At 55.3% G+C, this 20,311-nt stretch carries 18 protein-coding genes; 9 read left to right on the plus strand and 9 right to left on the minus strand.

Annotation, left to right across the window (positions count from 1 at the left end; translation table 11 throughout):
• Positions 1–21 precede the first annotated feature (21 nt).
• On the minus strand, positions 22–1,212 hold the full coding sequence (gene glcE, locus ACOOFE_RS21880; RefSeq protein ID WP_420412026.1) for a glycolate oxidase subunit GlcE: 1,191 nt from the start codon (positions 1,210–1,212) through the stop codon (positions 22–24).
• Between the two features lie 8 nt (positions 1,213–1,220).
• Complete coding sequence (locus ACOOFE_RS21885; RefSeq protein ID WP_420415620.1) at positions 1,221–2,702, minus strand: FAD-linked oxidase C-terminal domain-containing protein; 1,482 nt, start codon at positions 2,700–2,702, stop codon at positions 1,221–1,223.
• 172 nt (positions 2,703–2,874) lie between these two features.
• On the opposite strand from ACOOFE_RS21885, the gene ACOOFE_RS21890 reads away from it, so the two are divergent.
• The 3 genes from ACOOFE_RS21890 to ACOOFE_RS21900 all read left to right on the plus strand — a co-directional run bounded on the left by ACOOFE_RS21890 (position 2,875) and on the right by ACOOFE_RS21900 (position 4,957).
• Entirely contained in the window at positions 2,875–3,819 is a 945-nt protein-coding gene (locus tag ACOOFE_RS21890; protein ID WP_420412027.1) for a LysR family transcriptional regulator, read from the plus strand.
• Between the two features lie 133 nt (positions 3,820–3,952).
• A complete protein-coding gene (locus ACOOFE_RS21895) occupies positions 3,953–4,348 on the plus strand; it encodes a c-type cytochrome (protein WP_420412028.1) in 396 nt (131 codons plus the stop codon).
• A gap of 213 nt (positions 4,349–4,561) precedes the next feature.
• Entirely contained in the window at positions 4,562–4,957 is a 396-nt protein-coding gene (locus ACOOFE_RS21900) for a c-type cytochrome (RefSeq protein WP_141188326.1), read from the plus strand.
• 51 nt (positions 4,958–5,008) lie between these two features.
• Here the strand turns inward: ACOOFE_RS21900 and ACOOFE_RS21905 are convergent, their stop codons facing one another.
• Positions 5,009–6,295, minus strand: coding sequence for a DUF3422 family protein (locus tag ACOOFE_RS21905; RefSeq protein ID WP_420412029.1), 1,287 nt, complete (start codon positions 6,293–6,295; stop codon positions 5,009–5,011).
• 238 nt (positions 6,296–6,533) lie between these two features.
• Between ACOOFE_RS21905 and ACOOFE_RS21910 the strand changes: the two genes are divergently transcribed.
• The 3 genes from ACOOFE_RS21910 (at position 6,534) to ACOOFE_RS21920 (ending at position 9,561) form a co-directional block, all read left to right on the plus strand.
• A complete protein-coding gene (locus ACOOFE_RS21910; protein ID WP_420412030.1) occupies positions 6,534–7,310 on the plus strand; it encodes a FadR/GntR family transcriptional regulator in 777 nt (258 codons plus the stop codon).
• A gap of 17 nt (positions 7,311–7,327) precedes the next feature.
• Positions 7,328–8,464: an alpha-hydroxy acid oxidase gene (locus ACOOFE_RS21915; RefSeq protein ID WP_420412031.1), complete on the plus strand. Its 1,137-nt coding sequence runs from the start codon at positions 7,328–7,330 to the stop codon at positions 8,462–8,464.
• Between the two features lie 185 nt (positions 8,465–8,649).
• Entirely contained in the window at positions 8,650–9,561 is a 912-nt protein-coding gene (locus ACOOFE_RS21920) for a DMT family transporter (RefSeq protein ID WP_420412032.1), read from the plus strand.
• Between the two features lie 42 nt (positions 9,562–9,603).
• Here ACOOFE_RS21920 and ACOOFE_RS21925 read toward each other — a convergent pair whose 3' ends face one another.
• Together ACOOFE_RS21925 and ACOOFE_RS21930 are read right to left on the minus strand one after the other, a co-directional pair.
• Entirely contained in the window at positions 9,604–10,494 is an 891-nt protein-coding gene (locus ACOOFE_RS21925) for a LysR substrate-binding domain-containing protein (protein WP_420412033.1), read from the minus strand.
• A gap of 99 nt (positions 10,495–10,593) precedes the next feature.
• Positions 10,594–11,469 (minus strand): LysR substrate-binding domain-containing protein, encoded by an 876-nt coding sequence (locus ACOOFE_RS21930; protein WP_141188332.1) that lies wholly within the window; start codon positions 11,467–11,469, stop codon positions 10,594–10,596.
• 245 nt (positions 11,470–11,714) lie between these two features.
• On the opposite strand from ACOOFE_RS21930, the gene ACOOFE_RS21935 reads away from it, so the two are divergent.
• Positions 11,715–12,041: a DUF1127 domain-containing protein gene (locus tag ACOOFE_RS21935; RefSeq protein WP_141188333.1), complete on the plus strand. Its 327-nt coding sequence runs from the start codon at positions 11,715–11,717 to the stop codon at positions 12,039–12,041.
• An 83-nt stretch (positions 12,042–12,124) separates the two neighbouring features.
• Here the strand turns inward: ACOOFE_RS21935 and ACOOFE_RS21940 are convergent, their stop codons facing one another.
• From ACOOFE_RS21940 to ACOOFE_RS21955, 4 genes are all read right to left on the minus strand, one after another.
• Entirely contained in the window at positions 12,125–12,892 is a 768-nt protein-coding gene (locus ACOOFE_RS21940; RefSeq protein WP_420412034.1) for a hypothetical protein, read from the minus strand.
• A 129-nt stretch (positions 12,893–13,021) separates the two neighbouring features.
• Entirely contained in the window at positions 13,022–14,395 is a 1,374-nt protein-coding gene (locus ACOOFE_RS21945) for a glutamate--cysteine ligase (RefSeq protein ID WP_420412035.1), read from the minus strand.
• Positions 14,396–14,552: 157 nt separating this feature from the next.
• On the minus strand, positions 14,553–16,310 hold the full coding sequence (locus ACOOFE_RS21950) for an adenylate/guanylate cyclase domain-containing protein (protein ID WP_420412036.1): 1,758 nt from the start codon (positions 16,308–16,310) through the stop codon (positions 14,553–14,555).
• Positions 16,311–16,312: 2 nt separating this feature from the next.
• Positions 16,313–17,071, minus strand: a complete 759-nt coding sequence (locus ACOOFE_RS21955; RefSeq protein ID WP_420415621.1) for a 16S rRNA (uracil(1498)-N(3))-methyltransferase — start codon at positions 17,069–17,071, stop codon at positions 16,313–16,315.
• Between the two features lie 233 nt (positions 17,072–17,304).
• Between ACOOFE_RS21955 and ilvA the strand changes: the two genes are divergently transcribed.
• Together ilvA and xseA are read left to right on the plus strand one after the other, a co-directional pair.
• On the plus strand, positions 17,305–18,561 hold the full coding sequence (ilvA, locus tag ACOOFE_RS21960; protein WP_420412037.1) for a threonine ammonia-lyase IlvA: 1,257 nt from the start codon (positions 17,305–17,307) through the stop codon (positions 18,559–18,561).
• A 66-nt stretch (positions 18,562–18,627) separates the two neighbouring features.
• Positions 18,628–20,202 (plus strand): exodeoxyribonuclease VII large subunit, encoded by a 1,575-nt coding sequence (gene xseA / locus ACOOFE_RS21965; protein ID WP_420412038.1) that lies wholly within the window; start codon positions 18,628–18,630, stop codon positions 20,200–20,202.
• Positions 20,203–20,311: the final 109 nt, after the last annotated feature.

Consider the following 20,311-nt stretch of genomic DNA (forward strand, 5'->3'; position numbering starts at 1 on the left):
TTCCGCAGTCGGTCCGTGCGGTTAGCCTCCAGCCAGCATCCGTCCGGGGTTCAGGATTCCCTTAGGATCAAATTGTTCTTTCAGCCGCCGCGATAGAGCTTCCAGTGGTTTTGGCTGCGGCTGAAAAACGTCAACGCTACTGCGCACCGATGGTTCACCGCGCACCAAAGTGGCATGGCCGCCACCTGATTGCTTCACCGCTTTTCTGATTGCTTCAGAATGGTCGGCCCCATCGTCGCAGGAGATCCAAACCAAACCGCCACTCCAGTCATAAAAAGCCCTGATGTTCAGCTGCTCTTTTAAGAGCCTCACAAGCTCGGGCCCGCTTGTTGGCGCGACGGAGACTTTCCAAACCGGTGCCGTGCCATCGGTAATGGAGAAGACATCCCGGATCGAGCGCCACAGCTCCACCGATTGAGCTTCAACCAGCCGAGACACAGAGCCATAAGCGCCCAAAAGCTTTTCAAGTGTCTTGAACCGGTAGTCGACGGACGTTGAGAACCCTTCCAGACGAAGAACAGTCCGGCTGGCAGCACCATTCAAGTCGGATGGTAAATGGGCAGCACCAGAGACTTCCGCTGAAGACCCCAGCGCAGCACAAAGCGCCTTTATGGCTGTTGCATCGTCCAATCCCTCCAGCTGAAACGTCGCTGAGGTCTCCGGTTTGGGATTGACCTTGAGCGTAACGGTTGTTGCAACAGCCAGCGTCCCAAAAGACCCGCAAAGCGCACGTGGCAGGTCATAACCGGTGACGTTCTTCACCACCTTACCGCCGGAGTTGAAAATCTCACCGCGTCCGGACACAGCTTCCATACCAAGGATGTGATCTCTTGCTGCGCCAGCTTTGACGCGGCGGGGCCCTGACAGATTTGCCGCCAGAACACCGCCGATTGTCCCCTGCCCCGCCGGCTGGCCGAACAACGGACCGTAATCTAGCGGTTCGAAAGAGAGTTCCTGGCCGTTTTCGTCGACGAGCTTTTCAACGTCAGCAATCGGAGTCCCCGCGAGAACTGTCAAAACCAATTCCGCAGGTTCGTAGCTGACAATACCATTCAGATCGGAAAGGTCGAGTATATGCGCCGTTTGCACAGGCCGGCCCAAGGAGCGTTTTGATCCCTGTCCAATGATTTCGATCGGCTGCTCTTCTGCTGCAGCCCATTTGATGGCGTCTTCCGCCTCCCGCGTGTTGCGCGGTTTTAATGCCGAACTCATGACCTACCTCAGAACCGCGGAATATCAGGGAAGGGAAGCTGGCCCTTGTGAACATGCATTTTGCCGAGTTCCGCGCAACGATGCAGCACGGGGAACACCTTGCCTGGATTGAGCAGATGCTTGTCATCAAAGGCGCATTTGACCCGTTGCTGCTGCTTCAAGTCCTCTTCTGAGAACATATCCGTCATCAGATCCCGCTTTTCGATGCCGACACCGTGCTCACCGGTGAGCACGCCGCCAACTTCCACACAGAGCCTCAGAATATCCGCACCAAATTCCTCAGCGGCGTCCAGCTCACCGGGTTTATTGGCATCATAAAGAATGAGCGGATGAAGGTTGCCGTCTCCGGCATGGAAAACGTTGGCCACGCCAAGGCCGTGCTTTTCGGACAATTCCCGCATCCGGGCGAGCACCTTTGGCAGTTCCCGGCGCGGGATGGTGCCGTCCATGCAAAGATAATCTGGCGAAATCCGGCCGACCGCCGGGAAAGCCGCCTTCCGGCCCGCCCAGAACGTCATGCGCTCTTCTTCACTTTCCGAAATCCGCACATGGCTCGCTGCATTGGACTTCGCAATGTCTTCGACCTGGCCGATAAGATAATCGACTTCGGCTTCCGGGCCGTCCAGTTCCACGATTAAAAGCGCTTCAACATCCAGCGGGTAGCCAGCATGAACAAAGTCCTCGGCAGCGTGAATGGCCGGTTTGTCCATCATTTCCATGCCACCGGGAATGATGCCCGCCCCAATAATATCCGCAACACAGCGGCCCCCATCTTCACTGGTCGGAAAGCCGATTAGGAGCGCACGGGCCGTTTCCGGTTTCTGCAGGATTCGGACGGTTACTTCGGTGACAACTCCCAAAAGGCCTTCTGATCCCGTCATCAGTGCCAGCAGGTCATAACCTTCGCTGTCCAGATGCTTGCCGCCAAGGCGGATCACTTCTCCGGTGATCAGGACCATTTGCAGGCCTAACACATTGTTGGTTGTCAGCCCGTACTTGAGACAGTGCACACCGCCGGAGTTTTCCGCGATGTTGCCGCCGATAGAACAGGCGATCTGCGAGGACGGGTCCGGAGCATAATAAAAACCCTCATGTTCCACGGCCCTGGTAATTCCAAGATTGGTCACACCAGGCTGGACCACCACCGCACGGTTTTCAAAATCGATATCAAGGACCTGGTTGAACTTCATCATTGAAAGAAGAACGCCATCCGCCAAGGGCAATGCACCACCGGAAAGGGACGTTCCTGCCCCGCGCGGAACCACTTTCACATCGTTGTCGTGACAGTATTTGAGAACGCGAGACACCTGTTCCACAGTTTCCGGCAGCACGACGATCAAAGGCAATTGGCGGTAGGCTGTCAGGGCATCTGTTTCATAGGCCCGCATTTCACTTTCGTCGTCAATCACCCCTTCTCCGGGAACAATTGCCTGTAAAGCCTTGACAATTTCCTGCCGCCGCCTGAGGACATCCTCGTCAGGAGCGGGCATTGCGATCGCGGTCACGGACTTGGTCCTCCCCGTTTGCAGACCATTGATGATCCACTTAAGTAGCTCTTGCGTATTTAGACGTGAGCATCAAAAAGTTTTCTGAAGTCTGGCAGAAATCAGACGCCAGAAAAATGGCCGAAGACAAACTAAATGTCTTTCTGAGAGTTTGAAAATGAGCAATCTGACGGACATGGAGATTTTTGCCCGGGTCGTGGGCGCGGGTAGCATGTCGGCCGCCGGCCGGGAAATGAACCTGTCTCCTGCCGTGGTTTCCAAGCGAATCCGCAGGCTAGAAGAGAAACTCGGCAGCCGGCTGCTTCAACGCACGACGCGCCAAATTGCCATGACTGAAGCCGGACAAGGGTTTTATGAGCGCGTGATTGCGATCCTGGCATCGGTGGAAGAGGCCGAATCTTTTGTGTCCCGAGGCTCGGCGAAAGCCCGGGGCAATTTAAAGGTTGCAGTGCCCACCTCCTTTGGTCGCCTGCACATTGCACCTCACATCGGCGACTTTCTGACCAAAAACCCTGATCTTTCAATCAATCTCGACCTGTCGGATGATTTCGTCGATATCGTCGGCGAAGGTTATGATTTGGCAATCCGCATTGCTGAACTCTCCGATTCCAGTCTTGTCGCCCGGAGACTAGCTCCGGTGCATCGGATACTGTGCGCCAGCCCAGACTACATTGAGAAGTATGGCACACCACACTCGATTGAAGATCTTTTGGCGAACCATGTGACGCTTGCAGCAGCGAATCAGGACCCTTGGCGCCTTGCTGGCCCAAACGGCATTGAAACGGTGCGTACGCAGTCACCGGTCAAAACGAACTCCAGCGAAGTGGTGCGGGAATGCCTCCTCTCCGGTATCGGTATTGCCCTCAGATCGACCTGGGATATTGGACCGGAGCTTCGGGAGGGAAAACTACATGTCCTCCTGCCAGAGTACAGGGCATCCAAAGACGTCGGACTTTATGCCGTTTATCCAAGCCGGCAATTTCTCCCGGCGAAAGTTCGGGTATTTATTGATTTCCTGGCTGGTCTCTATGGCTCCGCGCCCTACTGGGACACCGGGTTGGATGAATGGCTCAATCAGCTACGTCCTGCTCGGGCAAGCTAGTATCGGTTTTGGCGAGATAATAGTCCCTGACAAGCGGTAGAATACGTATGCGACGGCACGTCGCTTGCAAGTTGGCTTGACTTCCTATTGATTTGGCGCGGGTTTTTAACCGCTCATATCGAGGGAGATACACATGAAGCGACTGCTGATGATTGCCGGAACTGCGCTCCTGGCACTTACAGCCCAGGCCAGCGCCGAAGGCGATCCGGCCAAAGGTGAAAAAGTCTTTAGGAAATGCAAGGCGTGCCATGCCGTTGGTGAAAAAGCCAAGAACAAGGTTGGGCCGCAGCTGAACGGTGTAATCGACCGGGCTTGGGGTTCCATCGAAGGCTATAAGTATTCCAAAGGTCTGCTTGAAATGGCTGATGGCAAAGTGTGGGATACAGCAACACTTGATGCGTATCTGACCAAGCCGAAAGATGTCATTCCAAAAACTAAAATGGCATTTGCCGGTCTGAAGAAAGAAGCAGACCGCGCCAACGTGATTGCCTACATGGCTCAATTCAACGAAGATGGCTCTAAAAAGTAAGCCACTTTTGTTTTAGATAAGGGCCGGGTTCTCCCGGCCCTTTTTTATTAGCCCGTGTTTCAAAATCGGATGACGGCTGGGCCACTTTTCTTAGGCGGATCCGTAAGACACGCCAGATCTCGAAACAGCACACACCTCACACCGCTTGCATCCTGCCGTAACTTCCTGTTGATTTGACCCTGGGTCACCACACCCAGATTGAGGGAGAAACACATGAAGCGACTGCTGATGATTGCCGGAACCGCGCTTCTGGCTCTTACTGCCCAGGCCAGCGCCGAAGGCGATCCGGCTAAAGGCGAAAAGGTCTTTAGGAAGTGCAAGGCGTGTCATGCCGTTGGTGAAAAGGCCAAGAACAAGGTTGGCCCGCAGCTGAACGGCGTTGTCGACCGGGCTTGGGGTTCCGTCGAAGGCTATAAATACTCAAAAGCCCTGCTTGAAATGGCAGACGGCAAGGTTTGGGACGCGGCGAACCTTGACGCATACCTTACCAAACCGAAGGACCTGATCCCGAAAGGTAAGATGGCATTTGCCGGCCTGAAAAAAGAAGCAGACCGCGCCAATGTGATTGCCTATATGGCTCAGTTCAACGAAGACGGTTCTACCAAATAAGCCGCTCCAATTTCTAATATGGGCCAGGGTTTCCTGGCCCATATTGGCTATTTAGGCGTCATCCATATCCTCTTTGGAATGATGCGCCCGGATCCTGTTCACGATCCACCAAATGACAAATATAACAGCTGGAACTGCCACTGCGGTTGTCACCGTGGCACTTGGAACCGGCAAGCCTGCATCCTTGCTGCCCTTGGCAAGATAAGACAATAATCCCACGACATAGTAGCTGATCGCTGCAACCGAGAGGCCTTCAACGGTCTGCTGCAACCGCAACTGCAGCCGCGCCCGCCGGTTCATGGATTGAAGCAGGGATCGGTTCTGCTGCTCCAGATCCACATCAACCCGGGTTCTGAGCAGCGTCGTGGCTCGGGCTAGTTTGCGCGACAGCATGGCCTGCCGGTCCTCAATCGCTTGGCAGGTGCGCATGGCAGGTGATAACCGCCTGGCCAGAAATGACGACATCGACAAATCCCCGGGATTGGCTTCTTCCTGCAAGGCCGTCAGACGGACATTGACGATCTCATAATAGGCCCTGCTGGCGCCAAACCGGAACGTGCTGGCGGTGGCTCCAGCTTCCAAAGCCGCGGCAAGGCCGGTGAACTTATCGAGCAGCTCCCGGTTGGAATCCAGACCCGAGGCTTCTTTCATCTGTTCAGTCAAACTGGCGAGTTCGATTTCAAACCGCCGAATATCCGGCTGAAGATCGTTCGCTTCAAACAGCCCAAGCATGGCAAGTGTTCGATAGGTTTCCAGTTCCAGAAGCCTCTGGACGACCGTCCCGGACTGCACATCACTCATAGTGTGATTAAAAACCAAAAACCGCGACAAACCATCGCCGTCCTGACGGAAATCCGTCGCAACGGTCGCTTGTCCATTTTCCAGAGATGAGACGGCCATACTGCCGATGTCGAAAGCGGTGCGCCACGTGTCGTCCGCCAGCTCGTTGTGCAATTCAAGGCGCACGGCAACCAGTAAGTCGCCAGGAGCCCGGAAGGCGGCTCCAAATGGATGGCCCGTTGGAATGGAGTTAAAAATGCGGCCCGAAGTCGCCGCTCCATCCCAGGTGTAGGTGGTGAATTCGGCATGCTGCTCCCAATTCAGCGTGCCTTCACCGAATTCAACCCGGTGGTACCGGGTTCCTTGTGCGGGACCGGCCGCACCGCGCGACCTACAGAATTCCCCAAGCCAAACCTTGTCCTCAGCCGCTTCTTGGGAGTTCGTCAAAAACGCGTAGTGAAGGACGACCCGCGGTGTCGACAACGGCCGGAAAGGACGCGCATGAACTTCGCCTAAAACCCGCTCCCGCAAAGGTGAGGTCCGAAAAGATGGCAGCACACCGCCTATATCCTGATGACTTCCCAAACTGTTGCCCCTCCTTGCCTCCGGCAGCCAAAACAACATGGCGGCTGCGCTTACAAAAGACCACTGGGTTTTTCACGTTTGGGAAAGATGACATATGCGCGCGTTTGCAATCAGCTTGATTGCGGCACAAGCGCGCCTAAAATTGGATAAATAATTTGACCAATTTTGAATTCTGCGCTATTTTCCCGAGAATTCTAGTGATCGAGGCCGCATGTTTCAGCCAATAAATCATCACAAAACCGCAGATGCGGCGGTAGACCAGATTGAAGAACTCATCCTCAAAGGAGTTCTCAAGTCTGGCGACCGCCTGCCTGCCGAACGGGTTTTGTCGGAACAAATGCAGGTGTCCCGCCCGGTGTTGCGCGATGCGCTCAAGACCTTGGAAGAGCGGAACCTGATTGAAGCCCGGCAAGGTGGCGGAACCTTCGTCTGCGATCTCATTGGATCGATCTTTTCCGAAGCGATAGTGCAATTGATTTCCCGCCACCCGTCCGCTGTCAGCGATTATTTCGATTTCCGACGCGGCATTGAGGGCCAGGCTTCGGCGATGGCCGCCGTCCGCGCTGCACCCTCCGATATCAGCAGGCTCAAAGACATCATCGAACAGATGGATGCCGCACATGAAAACCAGGATGTAACACTGGAAAGCCAACTGGACGTCGCCTTTCACAATGCGGTCGGTGAAGCGGCACACAACGTCGTCATGCTGCACACCTTGCGTTCGTGTTACCGCCTCTTGGAAAACGGCGTTTTCTATAATCGCGGGCGTCTCTACCATCACCCGTCTGCACGCACGGAAGTGCTCAATCACCACAAGACAATCTACCAGGCGATATCGGCAGGTGATCCGAACCTGGCCCGGCAGGCTGCCGAAGAACATATCGATTATGTCCGCGCCACACTCGCCGCAACCGAACAGCTGGACCAGCGCGAACAACTTGCTGGCCTCAGACGATTTGAAACAACTGCCCGTACAGCCAAGAAATAGTTCGAGGGAGAGACCCGATGCCCATCGTAACCGACGTCGCTGATATGCAGGCCCTCGCCAAACGGCGGGTGCCCAAAATGTTTTATGACTACGCCGACACCGGCTCCTGGACCCAGAGCACCTATTGGGACAATGAAGCCGCTTTTCAACGGCAAAAACTGCGCCAGCGGGTTGCCCGCAACATCGATAACCGATCTGTGAAAACCACAATGATCGGCGAAGAGGTCTCTATGCCGGTTGCCCTTGCTCCGGTCGGATTGACCGGGATGCAGCACGCGGATGGGGAAATTCTGGCAGCACAGGCAGCGGAAGAGTTCGGTGTTCCCTTCACCCTTTCCACGATGAGCGTCTGTTCTATCGAGGACGTTGCTGAAAACACCAAAAACCCGTTCTGGTTCCAGCTTTATGTCATGCGGGACCGCGGGTTTTCCGAAAGCTTGATGCAGCGCGCGCTGGCGGCGAATTGTTCCACGCTTGTCCTAACTCTCGACCTGCAGGTTCTAGGGCAGCGCCACCGCGATATTAAAAACGGCCTCAGCACCCCGCCGAAACCCAAACCGCATGTCTTGATAGACCTGGCGACCAAACTGCGCTGGTGCTGGAAAATGGCACAAACCAAGCGCCATGAGTTCGGCAATATCGTCGGACATGTGTCCGGTGTCGAAGACATGACATCCCTTGCAGAATGGACTGCGAGCCAGTTTGATCCGACACTCGATTGGTCGTCTGTTGAGTGGGTCAAAAAGCATTGGGACCGCAAGCTGATCCTGAAAGGGATCAATGACGTCGAGGATGCCAAGATCGCTGCAGACCTCGGGGCTGATGCGATCGTTGTCTCCAATCACGGCGGCCGGCAACTGGATGGCGCGCTAGCGTCTTATGACATCCTCGGTGACATCGTCGACGCGGTCGGCGACAAGATCGAAGTGCATGTCGATGGCGGCATCCGCTCTGGCCAGGATGTCTTCAAAGCCGTCGCGATGGGTGCCCACAGCACCTATATCGGCCGGGCCTTTATATACGGTCTCGGTGCCCGTGGAAAAACCGGCGTCCGTGAAGTGCTAGATATCATGCACAAGGAACTCGACGTCACCATGGGCCTCTGCGGCGAAACCGACATCAAGAACGTCGGACGGCACAATCTGGTCCTTTAACAGCCTAGAGTTATAGGCTGTTCAAAATAGTAGTTCTGGCCGGTCAGCGATCTAAAGTGCGCTGGCCGGATCTTCTAAGGCGGCAATTCATCGACACCGCTGATCCTTTCATCAAAAACAATCATTTGCGTTGAACTATCAAGACGACCAGATTGGTGGTCTTCCTGCCAAGATGAGTTGATGTGATGAGCCTTGCCCAGCCAGCCCTAAACCGATCCGATCTGAACACAACCGATCTCGGCCTGTACGCGGCCACCGTGTTTGCATGGGGTTTCAGCTGGATCGCAATGAAAGGGCAGATTTCCAGCGTTTCCCCCGAAGTTTCAGTGTTTTGGCGGTTTGTTGTCGCCGCAGCCATGATGATGGCCTGGGTCCGGGCAAAAGGTTATCCCTTGAGCTTTCCAGCAAAAGATCACATTCGCTTTGCCGGCCTTGGTGCCCTGCTGTTTTCGACGAACTTCACCCTATTTTATTATGGTGCGGCCTATCTGCCGTCGGGCTTGCTAGCCGTTGTTTTCTCCACGGCATCAGTCTTCAACATCTTCCTGGGGCTACTTTTGTTCCGCCAGCGCCCGAGCCTCCTTGCGCTTGCTGCCGGCCTTCTCGGATTTTCCGGAATTGCTTTGATGTTCTGGCCGAACATGGCTGGAGCGCAGATAGATACCGGTGTTGCGATCGGTCTAGGCTTTTGTATCTGCGGAACTCTGTCGTTTTGCCTCGGCAACATGCTATCGGCTGATACCCAGCGCCGAGGGATCGGGGTGATGCCCGCCACTGCCTGGGGCATGGTCTACGGCATGATTTTTCTGGGCCTCTTCGCAGCCATCCGTGGCCGAAGCTTTGCCGTTGAATGGACCCTTCCTTACCTCGGCAGCCTTGTCTATCTGGCTTTGGTCGCCTCGGTGATAGCCTTTGCCTCCTATTTGACTCTGCTTGGGCGGATAGGGTCAGCGCGCGCCGGTTATGCGACCGTGCTGTTCCCGATCGTGGCCCTCGCGGTCTCAACCATATTCGAAGGGTATCAGTGGACGCCGCTGGCAATCACCGGCCTTGGCTGTGTTCTGGCTGGCAATATCATGATGTTGCGTGCCCGCTAACGCAGCGCGCCTTCCATAAACTGCATCAATTGAATTGAACCGCTATTCTGCGGCCTCTTGATTGGTCATCGTACCGACGTTGCCAATTGCAGCAATCAGATGGTTGCACAACCGGTCGTGCATGGGCTGGCGGGCATTGTCAGACCGCAACAGCGCAATGTCACAATGGGTCAGAGCTGGAAAACCGTCCTTCTCGTCCAGAATGCGCATGCCATCTCGTATTGCGCTTTCCGGAAACACGGTCACGGCCAATCCGGCATGCACAGCGCCAACCAAGGCTGATGCACTGGCACTGGTATAAGACACACGATACCGCTTTCCGACACGATCGAGCGCATCCATGGACAGACGCCGCCAGCTGCAGCTGGTTGGGCCGAGCGCCAGACGGATGACGTCTTGGGTGTGCGCACAGTGCTGTTCCGATGTCACCCAATAGAGGGGTTCCCGCCGGATGATCTCTCCGTGCAACTCGCTGGTATCTCCGGACGTGGTAATCGCCACATCCAGCTCACCGTTCCGAATGGCATCGGTCAAACGCGCGCTGCTGGTGCATTCAACCTGCACTTCGATAGACGGATTGAGCCGGTTGAAGGCGGCAAGAACTTGCGGCAACAGCCGGTCAGCGTAGTCGTCCGGTACACCGAGTTTGACGAAACCGATTTCTTTTTTGCCATTAAAAGCCGAAAGGGTCTCATCGTTCAGCTGAATCATCCGCCGGGCATATTCAACCAGCCGCAGCCCCTGCTCGGTCAACCGGGATTGGCGCCCATCCTTTATAAAAATCGGCTGACCAACCCGCTCTTCCAAGCGGCGCATTTGCATGGAAACAGCCGATTGTGTTTTGTGAACCGCTTCACCCGCCTTTGTGAAACTGCCGAGTTCGGCGATCGCCAGAAATGTCCGTAGCTGGTCAATATCAAGGGCATGGCTCATGGAACTCTCCAAGCACGGCGCAAAAAACTCAGAACAACATCATCAAATTCGATCAGTAATACCTTATTACATCAAAATTGCTGACGACTCAAACATTGATCATTCAGCTGCATGAGGAACGGACAGGTTATCAAGTGAGGACATGATGTGCTCTACCAAAGCATCTGTGACCCGCGAGCTGTTGTGCCAGGATTTCATGATCCCGATCTCGCATTCCGGCAACCGCGGGAAGCCTTCCGCTTCGGTTAGGACACGCATGCCGGAGCGCAGGGCGGACTCCGGTAGAACCGAAATCGCCAGCCCCGCCAAGACAGCAGCGCCAACCGCCGTTGAGTTCCAGCTTGAATAAAGCAACCGGTACTCACGCAATTGATCTTCCAAGGCACTTAGGGCGGCCTTGCGCCAATCGCATGTCGCGCGGCCCAACGCCAGCGGTAAGACTGTTTCGTTTTCGGTGGCGTGCCGGGCAGATGCGACCCATAGCAAAGGTTCGCGTCTTAGAATTTCGACATTCTTCCGGCCCTTTTTCTGGACGTGCGTGATGATGGCGACATCCAACTCACCTTCCACAATCATGTCCGCAAGATTGGGGGTTGGCGCGCAAACAACACTGACCTCAGCCTTCGGGTTTGACCTTGAAAAGCGCGCTAGAATCTCTGGCAGGAACCGGTCTGCGTAATCGTCAGGCGTCCCGAGGCGGACCAAGCCCGCGAGCTCCGTATCGTCAAAGGCAGCCAGGGTTTCATCGTTCAACTGCACAAGGCGACGTGCGTAGTGCAGCAGCCGTTCGCCATGCTCTGTCAGCTTGGACTGACGCCCGACGCGGACAAACAGCGGTTTGTCAATGCGTTCTTCCAAACGCCGCATCTGCATCGATACCGCCGACTGCGTCTTGTGAACGCTGTCCGCCGCCTTGGTGAAACTGCCGGTTTCGGCAATCGCCACGAAGGTTCGCAGCTGATCCAGATCAAGCATTCTGCCTCGCAAAAAGTTTGTAGCTCGGGCCTTGCCGAGAAAGAACCGCTCCAAATGGCGGGTTTCCCAGGCAAACGCGCCCTCAGAAATTCATATCACAATATCTGATTATTCTCATCAAAAACATTCGTTGGAATTATGTATCGAACTATAGCATTTAAGCATTGTTCCAAACACAGGACCGCCTTTGAGGCGCGGAACAAGCTGCCGGAAATTCCTTCGGCCGCTCACAGGAGAATTACGCCATGACACACATCGCACACCACCCGATTTTCGCTCTTTCCGGGCAGCTGGTTGCCCGTGCCCTGCGCGTTTTCACAAATCGTCGTCAGGTCACCCAACTTTCGACGTTGAGCGATGAGGCATTGAAGGACATTGGTTTGACCCGGAGCGATGTTCGACGGGCCATTGCACTTCCGTTTTACTCAGACCCAGCACCGTTTCTGAGGCAGATGGCCGATGGCCACAACCCGCTCGCGCTGCAAATCCTCCCAATTGCAGCCAACACAGCGCCGCACACACAGAAGCCATCAGTATCTTTGGTTCATCCCCGGCCAGAGATAGCTGCCTGATTTATTGACCTTCATAGCAGCCCCTGTCGGCAAGCCTTGCTGACGTAAACTGACCCGCCTTTTTGGCGGGTCTTTTTTTGTTCTTATTTGCCGAGGTTCCGGGTCGCCGTTGCAAAGAAATTGTCAAATGCCTTCAGCTGGCTGGACTGCAGGTCGCGGCCAGCAGACATCCATCCGGACACCATTTCCTCAAACTCCGAACTTTCTTCCTCGGAACCGGCCTCTTCCAGGGCCTCATCTTCAACCGGTTCGTCTTCAGCTTCTGGTTCCGGAGCCTCGTCCGATGCGGCCTCCCTAGATGGTCTCAGGAAGGAGCCCCAAAACGCATTCATGGCATCGGTATAGTTGTGCAGATAATCGATCGGCGCCGGAGCGCGTTTCGGCCGGCCGCGCGCAAATCCCCGCATATAGGCATCGAGAAGCACCTGAGCTTCGCCTTGAAGGAACGGCCGCGCGATCTGGCCAAAGGCTAAGGTTGCTGCAACGGGCATCATCTCTTGAACGGCATCGCTCTGCAAACCGGTGACACCGGAGATTTGTGCTGCGAGTGCCTGCTGGACCGCTTCCGGCCCAAAGAATGGAATCAAAGATTGCTGCGTCGGCGTTTGGAAGAAATTTGCGTAAGCAGACATCGGATTTGCGGCGCCACTGGCCATTTGTGTGGCCTGATTGAACCAATCCGGAAGGCCGGACATCGGACCGCCAAAATGCTGGAAACCGGTCAAGGCAGCCGGCATCAGTTGTTCCATCACACGATTAAGATCGTCAGTGGACCAGCCAAAGCGTTCCTGCACGTCTTCAGAGAGGGAGAAAATATTGAATGGCGGTGGCGCCGAATCGTTCTCTGTCATCACGCGGTCCCGGATGTCTTGCGCAAAGCCCTGAGAAACAAGGCTGTCTTCACAAGAGTGACCTGAACCGCGTGGAAGGTCAATTCATGACCTTCCAGTTTTGCAGTGAAGTGCACCCACTATTGCAGATCAATAGGCGTAGTCCCGGAAGATCTGGGTAAGATCCCCGTCCCAAGATCCATTGTAACGCTGAAGAAGAACATCTGCCGGACACATCCCAGCTGCCAAGGCTTCTTCAACGGGTGCCAAATGTACCCGTTCATCCAGATCGCCGTCGCTCATGCGCGCCCGGCGTTTCAGGCCTTCCTGGGACAACGCCAAAACCTGTTTGGCAACATCCAAAACTGTGCCGTACCGGAACGGTGTTTGCAACGCGGACTTCGGCACATCCCGGCGAAGCGCAGCGCGCTCTTCCGCCGTCCAGTCTTTCACAAGATCATAGGCTTGATCCAGAACACCGGTGTCATAAAGAAGGCCGACCCACAATGCCGGGAGCGCACAAATCCGCCGCCACGGCCCGCCGTCAGCGCCGCGCATTTCGATGTATTTTTTGAGCCGGACATCCGGAAACAAGGTCGATAAGTGGTTGTTCCAGTCGCCCATGCTTGGACGCGCGTCAGGGATCTTTCCTTCCAATGCCCCATTCATGAACGCGCGGAATGTTGTCCCGGTCACATCATGATAGGTGTCGCCTCGTTTGACGAAATACATCGGCACATCGAGAGCCCATTCGACATAACCTTCAAAGCCGAAATCATCGTCAAAGGCAAAAGGCATATCGCCGGTCCGGTCGGCATCGGTATCCGTCCAAATCTGCGCACGGAATGATTTGAAGCCATTCGGCTTTCCGTCGGTGAACGGAGAATTCGCAAAAATCGCCGTTGCGATTGGTTGCAGAGCCAGCCCGACCCGCATTTTTTTGACCATGTCCGCTTCGCTCGCAAAATCCAGATTCACCTGAATTGTTGAAGTGCGGTACATCATATCAAGACCAAGAGTGCCGACCTTCGGCATGTAGGCGGTCATGATGTCATAGCGCGACTTTGGCATGCGCGGCATGTCCGACCGCTCCCAAGTCGGAGCCATTCCGATCCCAAGAAAACCAATTTCCAATGGGCCCGCCACGTCACGCACGTGTGCCAGGTGCTGATTGGCTTCCCGGCAGGTCTGATGGAGGTTGTCGAGCGGTGCGCCGGAGAGTTCAAACTGCCCGCCTGGCTCGATGGAAATCGCTCCACCGCCATGGTCATCGGCAAGCCCGATGATCTTTCCGGCGTCTTCAATCCGCTCCCACCCCAAAAGGCGCTGCATGCCTTCCAGAACAGCTTCGACGCCGTTTGCTCCCTCATACGGGATCGGTGAAAGATCTTTCAGATTGAAACCGAATTTCTCGTGCTCGGTACCGATCCGGAATTCACTAGCCGGTTTACAGCCAGCTTCCAGCGTTGCCGCCAGATCTGCGACCGTTTCAATCGGGGTGGCATCGACCGTATCGCGGGCCATACAACCGTCCTCAGTAGTTTGCGGACCAAATCATAAGGAGCCCAGCCCCCTTAAAAAAGCCGCGATGATCGGATGCCTCTTCGGGCGCTTGTGAGTGTCGGTGATTTAGGAGTCCTGAAACTAGATTGCAAGCGCAGAAGCGACATCAGCGCGCGTCTCACGCAATCCTGAACACGGACAGCGCTTCATCACGGCCACGTAGTTTGACCGGACCAAGGCTGGTTGCACTGGTCCCTTCTGGAAGTTGCGCCATGGTTTCGCTGCTGGCAAGAGCGATAACTTTGGCCTCAGGGTCAACCTCTTTGCCATACTCTTGCAAGCGTGCCGCCACATTCACCGCATCACCTATCACGGTGTAGTTCATCCGTGACTCCGACCCGATATCTCCAACGACAACCTTTCCGGTATGAATGCCGATTCTGAGCCGCATGTTTAGAGCTGGATCTTTTTGAATCTGGTCGGCGAGTGCTTTGACAGCGGCAATTGCTTGTGCGGCATGATCAGGTTGATCAGAAGGTGCACCCCAAAATGCCATCACGCCGTCGCCCAAGAACTTGTCGATTGTTCCATCCCGCTCGGCGATCACATTGGTTACCGTTTCAAAATAGCCATTGAGATAAGCAGCCGTTTCTTCGGCGCTCAAGTGAGATGCCAAATTGGTAAAACCGGCCAGGTCGGTGAAGACGATTGTCATCTCCCGCAGCTCGATGTTCCGGCTTTCAGTCATGCCTTCATCAATCAGCCGTGACACCAGTTGGCGGGGCACATATTTGGCGAACGCATTGAGTGCGCCAATCGATCCGTTGAACGCCTGATTGACATCGTTGAGTTCTGTCAGGCGTGACGACGGCAGTCTATGGGCGGCATTGAACTCTAACTTCCGGAGATCAGCCGCGGTAGTGGCCAAACGGCTAAGCGGCCGGCCAAGGCTCCGGCCGATAAAAAAGGACAAGGCCGCCCCGGCGATCAAGGCGGCAAGAGCTGCATATAAAACAAAACGGGTTTGATCGAGTGTTGCCCCAAATTGATGGGCTTCATACAGAGCTCCAACGATCCATCCGTTCGCAGGCCCGGTCTCCACATCAAAGAAGATCGCGGTATACATGCGACCGGAATCCCGAAACAGACGACCGCTGATTTCACCGCCCATGACATGGGCCAACTGGCCGTCGTCCCACATGTTGTGCAAGGGCGTTTCAGTCAAAACTGAAAGGTCCCGGAGCGGCGCTTCAGGAGTTCCTGCGAAAGCCGCAGCTGGAAGGCCGTTCACCACAATCGCCTTATCGCGGCCAGATAGCAAAAAGACCTGCTGCCTGTCGTCCCAAGTCATCTCTTGCCCGATTTTCGCAAAAACAGAGCGCGGGTAGTGGGCGAACAATCGCTGGCCGTTGCCCAGATCGAGTTCCGCTGTTTTGACGGCAGACAGGTAATCATCGCGCCATTCAAACGCGGACCAGGCCACGTCCGGCACGTCTCCTTCCGGCGCATCGTCCATAACGGTACGCCCAAGCATAAACGTAGCGCCTTCGGGGAGCAGTTTCTTGTAGGCCGCAATATCTGCTTCGGTCAGCTTTTCCTGGCTGTTTTTTGCATGAACCGCAATTGTGCGCAGCAAGGTGTCTTGTTTTTGGAAAAACTTGTCCAGGATCGCCTGGTTGGCATTCAGGATGGCAACCGCTTGTTGATCAAGCAATTGGAGGGCTATCCGCCGGTCCGAAGCCGCCATGAAGGCGATGATCAAGCCGCAAATCACCACCAACGACACGGAAAAGATCAGTCCGAGCGCCACTCCAACCGGGATGCGGATTTTTTTCCGGCCAGTTGTTTCAGATAGTTGTTTGCTGTCTTTGTTCTGAACCGGAGAAACTTTGCCAGATTGCTGAACACGCGGCGATGGAAAGTTCTCCTGGTCCATGACTATTTCCAGTCCCCGGCGGTAGCCTGCACAATCGCCAGAGCGGCGACAGCGGCAGTGTCTGCCCGTAGGATACGCGGCCCCAGCGGGATAGCAGTAACAAAATCCAGGCCCTTTAGAAGGGTGCGCTCATCTTCAGAAAAACCACCTTCGGGACCAATCAGGATCGCCAACGGTGGCGGACCGCTTTCCTTGAGCTGAACAAGAGTGAGCAACGGATTGTCCGTTTCTTCGCCTTCATCGCAAAACAGCAGTTTCCGGCCGGGATGCGCTTCCGGCCAAACGGTCAGGGCATCTTTGAGAGCCTGCGGCGGCAAGACCTTGGGCACCGACAGCACACCGCATTGCTCAGCCGCTTCGGTCACATTGGCTTCCATGCGCTCGACATTCACACGGCTGGCTTGCGTGTGCTGGGTCATCACGGGCATCAGGCTGCCAGCTCCCATTTCAACAGCCTTTTGCACCATGTAATCGAGGCGCGCGTGTTTGAGCGGCGCAAACATATAGATCAGGTCGTTCGGCGCGGTTTGCTCCCGCGTCCGTTCCATCAATTGCAGCACACACTCCCGCCGCCCACCACTGTGGATCTTGGCGAGCCATTCGCCATCGCTGCCATTGAACACCAGCACATAGTCGCCGTCTTTCAATCGCAGGACGTTCAAGAGGTAATTCGCCTGGCCCCGATCCGTTTCAATCCGGGCCCCATCGGCCAATATGTGACGTAGAAAAAGACGCTGCATGTTGAACTCGTATTTCGCCATACGAATTAGGTAGGCGCTGGAATGTGCTCGATTCAAGGCGGAATTCACAAAACAATGGCTCCTGCACAGCATTCGCCATTCCAGCTGACAATGGCCTCTATCCACAAGTAGGCGATCCACTCCCCCTCTTATTCAAACCGAATGGGTCTCAATTCTCCTTCACCAGCCTTGTTTTTACTCCTCAATGGGACGAGAAGTGGCTGAGACGACAGATTTCAGAAGAGTAAGTTCCCGTGGGCCAGTTTGTAGACGACGTCTCCCGAATCCATGACCTCTTGTCCAAGGTGCTGAAGCCGACACCGCTTCAACACAGCCAATATCTTTCGGACCTTCATCAGGCCGACATTTGGCTGAAACGTGAGGACTTAACACCGGTCCGCAGCTACAAAGTACGGGGCGCTTACGCCTTCATTCATGAGGCGCTTGCAGCTGATCCTGATTGCCCTTTGTTCGTTTGCTCATCGGCAGGCAACCACGCTCAGGGCTTTGCGTATGCGTGCCGTCATTTTGGCAAGCCGGGCGTTGTCTTTATGCCTCTGACCACACCCCAGCAGAAGATCTTAAAAACCAAATCGTTCGGCGCCCCGCTGGTGGACATCAAACTGATCGGTGATGGGTTTGACGATGCTAACAAAGCCGCGATGGAGTATTGCGCGACCAACAACGGCTTAATGGTGCCGCCGTTCGATCATCCAACGATCATCTTGGGTCAGGCGACCGTGGGCAAAGAGATCGTCGAACAGACACCAGCTGGTCTCGAATGGGACAGGCTGATCCTCCCGGTGGGCGGCGGCGGTCTGTCGGCAGGCATCACAAAGTATTTTGCCGAGGAAGGCCTCAAGACAGAGTTCAGTCTGGTTGAGCCGGAAAATGCCCCTAGCCTTTACAAAAGCCTTGAAGCTCGAGACCGTCTGCGGCTCGACCGGGTCGACAACTTTGTCGACGGGGCTGCAGTTGCCCAGATCGGAGCGGAGAACTTCAAGCAACTTTCCAAATTCACGCCGGAAGATGTGATTCTTGCCCCCACCGACGGCGTCTGTTCCACCATGATCGACATGCTCAACATTGAGGGGATTGTTCTGGAACCCGCCGGGGCGCTCGCCATCGACGCTCTGAACCGGCTGCCAAAGGACCAGGTGCAAGGCAAAAAAATAGTCTGTGTTGTCTCAGGTGGCAACTTCGATTTCGAACGTTTGCCAGAGGTCAAAGAGCGGGCTCTAAAATTCTCAGGTTTGAAGAAATACTATGTCATCCAGCTGCCGCAGCGACCGGGTGCTCTGAAGGATTTCCTTTCGTTGCTCGGCCCGGAAGACGACATTGCCCGTTTTGAATACTTGAAAAAATCGGCCCGCAATTTCGGTTCGGTGCTTCTTGGCATTGAAACAAAACGGCCGGAAAACTTTCAAACGCTTCACGACAGTTTCGACCGCTCAGACATCCGCTGGGAGGACATCACTGACAATGAAGCAATCGCAAATTTTGTGATCTGAGCATTCAGTTTCTGCCTCTTGACCGCCTCAACAGGACCGGCCAATTTCGGACCATAAACAGGAATCATGACTTTGGCCGATACCCAATCGAATGTTGCAGAGTTTTCTGTCTCAGAACTCTCGTTTTCCATTAAACGCACGATGGAAGATTCCTTTGGGTACGTGCGGGTACGCGGGGAACTCGGCCGAATTTCCCGGCCCGGATCGGGGCATATCTATCTGGACTTGAAAGATGACCGGGCGGTCCTGTCCGGAGTGATCTGGCGGGGAGTTGCCTCCAAGCTGAAAATCCAGCCCGAACAAGGATTGGAAGTGATCGCCACCGGCAAGATCACAACCTTCCCTGGCCAATCGAAATACCAGATGGTCATTGATGCGCTGGAACCGGCCGGAGCCGGGGCGTTGATGGCGCTTTTGGAAGAACGCAAAAAGAAACTCGCCGCCGAAGGCTTGTTTGCCGATGAGCGCAAGCGCTCCTTGCCGTCTCTACCAAAAGTCGTTGGCGTGGTGACCTCTCCAACCGGCGCAGTGATCCGCGATATCCTGCATCGGATATCAGATCGCTTTCCGCTGCATGTCCTGGTCTGGCCGGTCCGGGTGCAGGGCGAAACAAGCGGTGCGGAGGTCGCCAACGGCATTCGCGGTTTTAATGCGCTTGAACCTGGCGGCCCAATTCCCCGCCCGGATCTTCTCATCGTCGCGCGCGGCGGTGGCAGCATTGAGGACCTTTGGGGGTTCAACGAAGAAGCCGTCGTAAGAGCTGCGGCCGATAGTGACATTCCGCTGATATCGGCTGTAGGCCACGAGACCGACTGGACTTTGATTGATCTCGCAGCAGACCTACGCGCCCCAACTCCCACCGGGGCTGCCGAAATCGCAGTACCGGTCAAAGCCGAACTGATGGCGTTGGTCGATGACCGGGCACGCCGCTTGTCGACCGGTTTGCAGCGGTTTGTTAGCTCCCGGCGGACTGAACTTCGCGCGGCCAGTGCCGCCCTGCCCGCGCCGCGGGACTTGCTGGCTCTGCCGCGTCAACGTTTTGATACAGCCGCCAACAGCTTGGAACGCGGTCTGATCGTCAACACCAAACATCATCGCTCAGCCTATCAAAACACCTCAGCGCGCCTGTCACCGATCGTGCTGACGCGCCTGAGCACCAAAGCACGCCAGGATCTGTCGGTCATTGCAGACCGCCAACAACGGGCTCTGCAGGTCGGCGTCGCCCAGAAACGTCAGGCCTTTACAGCTCTTGAAGCCCGCCTGACTCCGGCTCGGTTTAATCAGCAAACAGAGCTTTCTAAGGAACGGATTACAGGCCTTGGCGAGCGGTTGGACAGGGCCTATCTGGCACGGATCAAAGACAACGCGATCCACCTGGATGGCTTACAAAAACTCCTGAAGTCCCTGTCATATAAAGATGTCCTGGCCCGTGGGTATGCGGTGGTGCGTGATGCCGACGGCCTACCTGTCCGTTCGGCTGCATCTGTGACCTCTGGCGAAGCGCTATCGGTGGAATTGGCGGACGGCACAATCGATGCTGTGGCCATGAGCGGCGATGCAAGTCCGAAAAAAACCAAGCCTGCAGCGAAGAAGAAATCTGGCGCCAAAGAAGCGCCAGCGGATCAAGGCAGCTTGTTTTAAAAAGGCATCCGGCAACTTCGCTGTTCAATCAAAGTAAGAAAGTTTTTACGTAATCTCTTACCGGAGGCTTAACGCATCCGCTCTACGCTCAATGTTGATATTCCTTGGG

The organism is Roseibium sp. (assembly GCF_965216085.1).
Classification (GTDB): domain Bacteria; phylum Pseudomonadota; class Alphaproteobacteria; order Rhizobiales; family Stappiaceae; genus Roseibium.

Bases quoted from the DNA above. Each gene is read 5' to 3' on its own strand.
- ACOOFE_RS21940 (WP_420412034.1), bottom strand. From the start codon at position 12,892: ATGACAGAGAACGATTCGGCGCCACCGCCATTCAATATTTTCTCCCTC.
- ACOOFE_RS21925 (WP_420412033.1), bottom strand. From the start codon at position 10,494: ATGAGCCATGCCCTTGATATTGACCAGCTACGGACATTTCTGGCGATC.
- ACOOFE_RS21900 (WP_141188326.1), top strand. From the start codon at position 4,562: ATGAAGCGACTGCTGATGATTGCCGGAACCGCGCTTCTGGCTCTTACT.
- glcE (WP_420412026.1), bottom strand. From the start codon at position 1,212: ATGAGTTCGGCATTAAAACCGCGCAACACGCGGGAGGCGGAAGACGCC.
- ACOOFE_RS21915 (WP_420412031.1), top strand. From the start codon at position 7,328: ATGCCCATCGTAACCGACGTCGCTGATATGCAGGCCCTCGCCAAACGG.
- ACOOFE_RS21895 (WP_420412028.1), top strand. From the start codon at position 3,953: ATGAAGCGACTGCTGATGATTGCCGGAACTGCGCTCCTGGCACTTACA.
- xseA (WP_420412038.1), top strand. From the start codon at position 18,628: ATGACTTTGGCCGATACCCAATCGAATGTTGCAGAGTTTTCTGTCTCA.
- ACOOFE_RS21890 (WP_420412027.1), top strand. From the start codon at position 2,875: ATGAGCAATCTGACGGACATGGAGATTTTTGCCCGGGTCGTGGGCGCG.
- ACOOFE_RS21930 (WP_141188332.1), bottom strand. From the start codon at position 11,469: ATGCTTGATCTGGATCAGCTGCGAACCTTCGTGGCGATTGCCGAAACC.
- ACOOFE_RS21935 (WP_141188333.1), top strand. From the start codon at position 11,715: ATGACACACATCGCACACCACCCGATTTTCGCTCTTTCCGGGCAGCTG.
- ACOOFE_RS21955 (WP_420415621.1), bottom strand. From the start codon at position 17,071: ATGGCGAAATACGAGTTCAACATGCAGCGTCTTTTTCTACGTCACATA.
- ACOOFE_RS21950 (WP_420412036.1), bottom strand. From the start codon at position 16,310: ATGGACCAGGAGAACTTTCCATCGCCGCGTGTTCAGCAATCTGGCAAA.
- ACOOFE_RS21910 (WP_420412030.1), top strand. From the start codon at position 6,534: ATGTTTCAGCCAATAAATCATCACAAAACCGCAGATGCGGCGGTAGAC.
- ACOOFE_RS21945 (WP_420412035.1), bottom strand. From the start codon at position 14,395: ATGGCCCGCGATACGGTCGATGCCACCCCGATTGAAACGGTCGCAGAT.
- ACOOFE_RS21885 (WP_420415620.1), bottom strand. From the start codon at position 2,702: ATGCCCGCTCCTGACGAGGATGTCCTCAGGCGGCGGCAGGAAATTGTC.
- ACOOFE_RS21920 (WP_420412032.1), top strand. From the start codon at position 8,650: ATGAGCCTTGCCCAGCCAGCCCTAAACCGATCCGATCTGAACACAACC.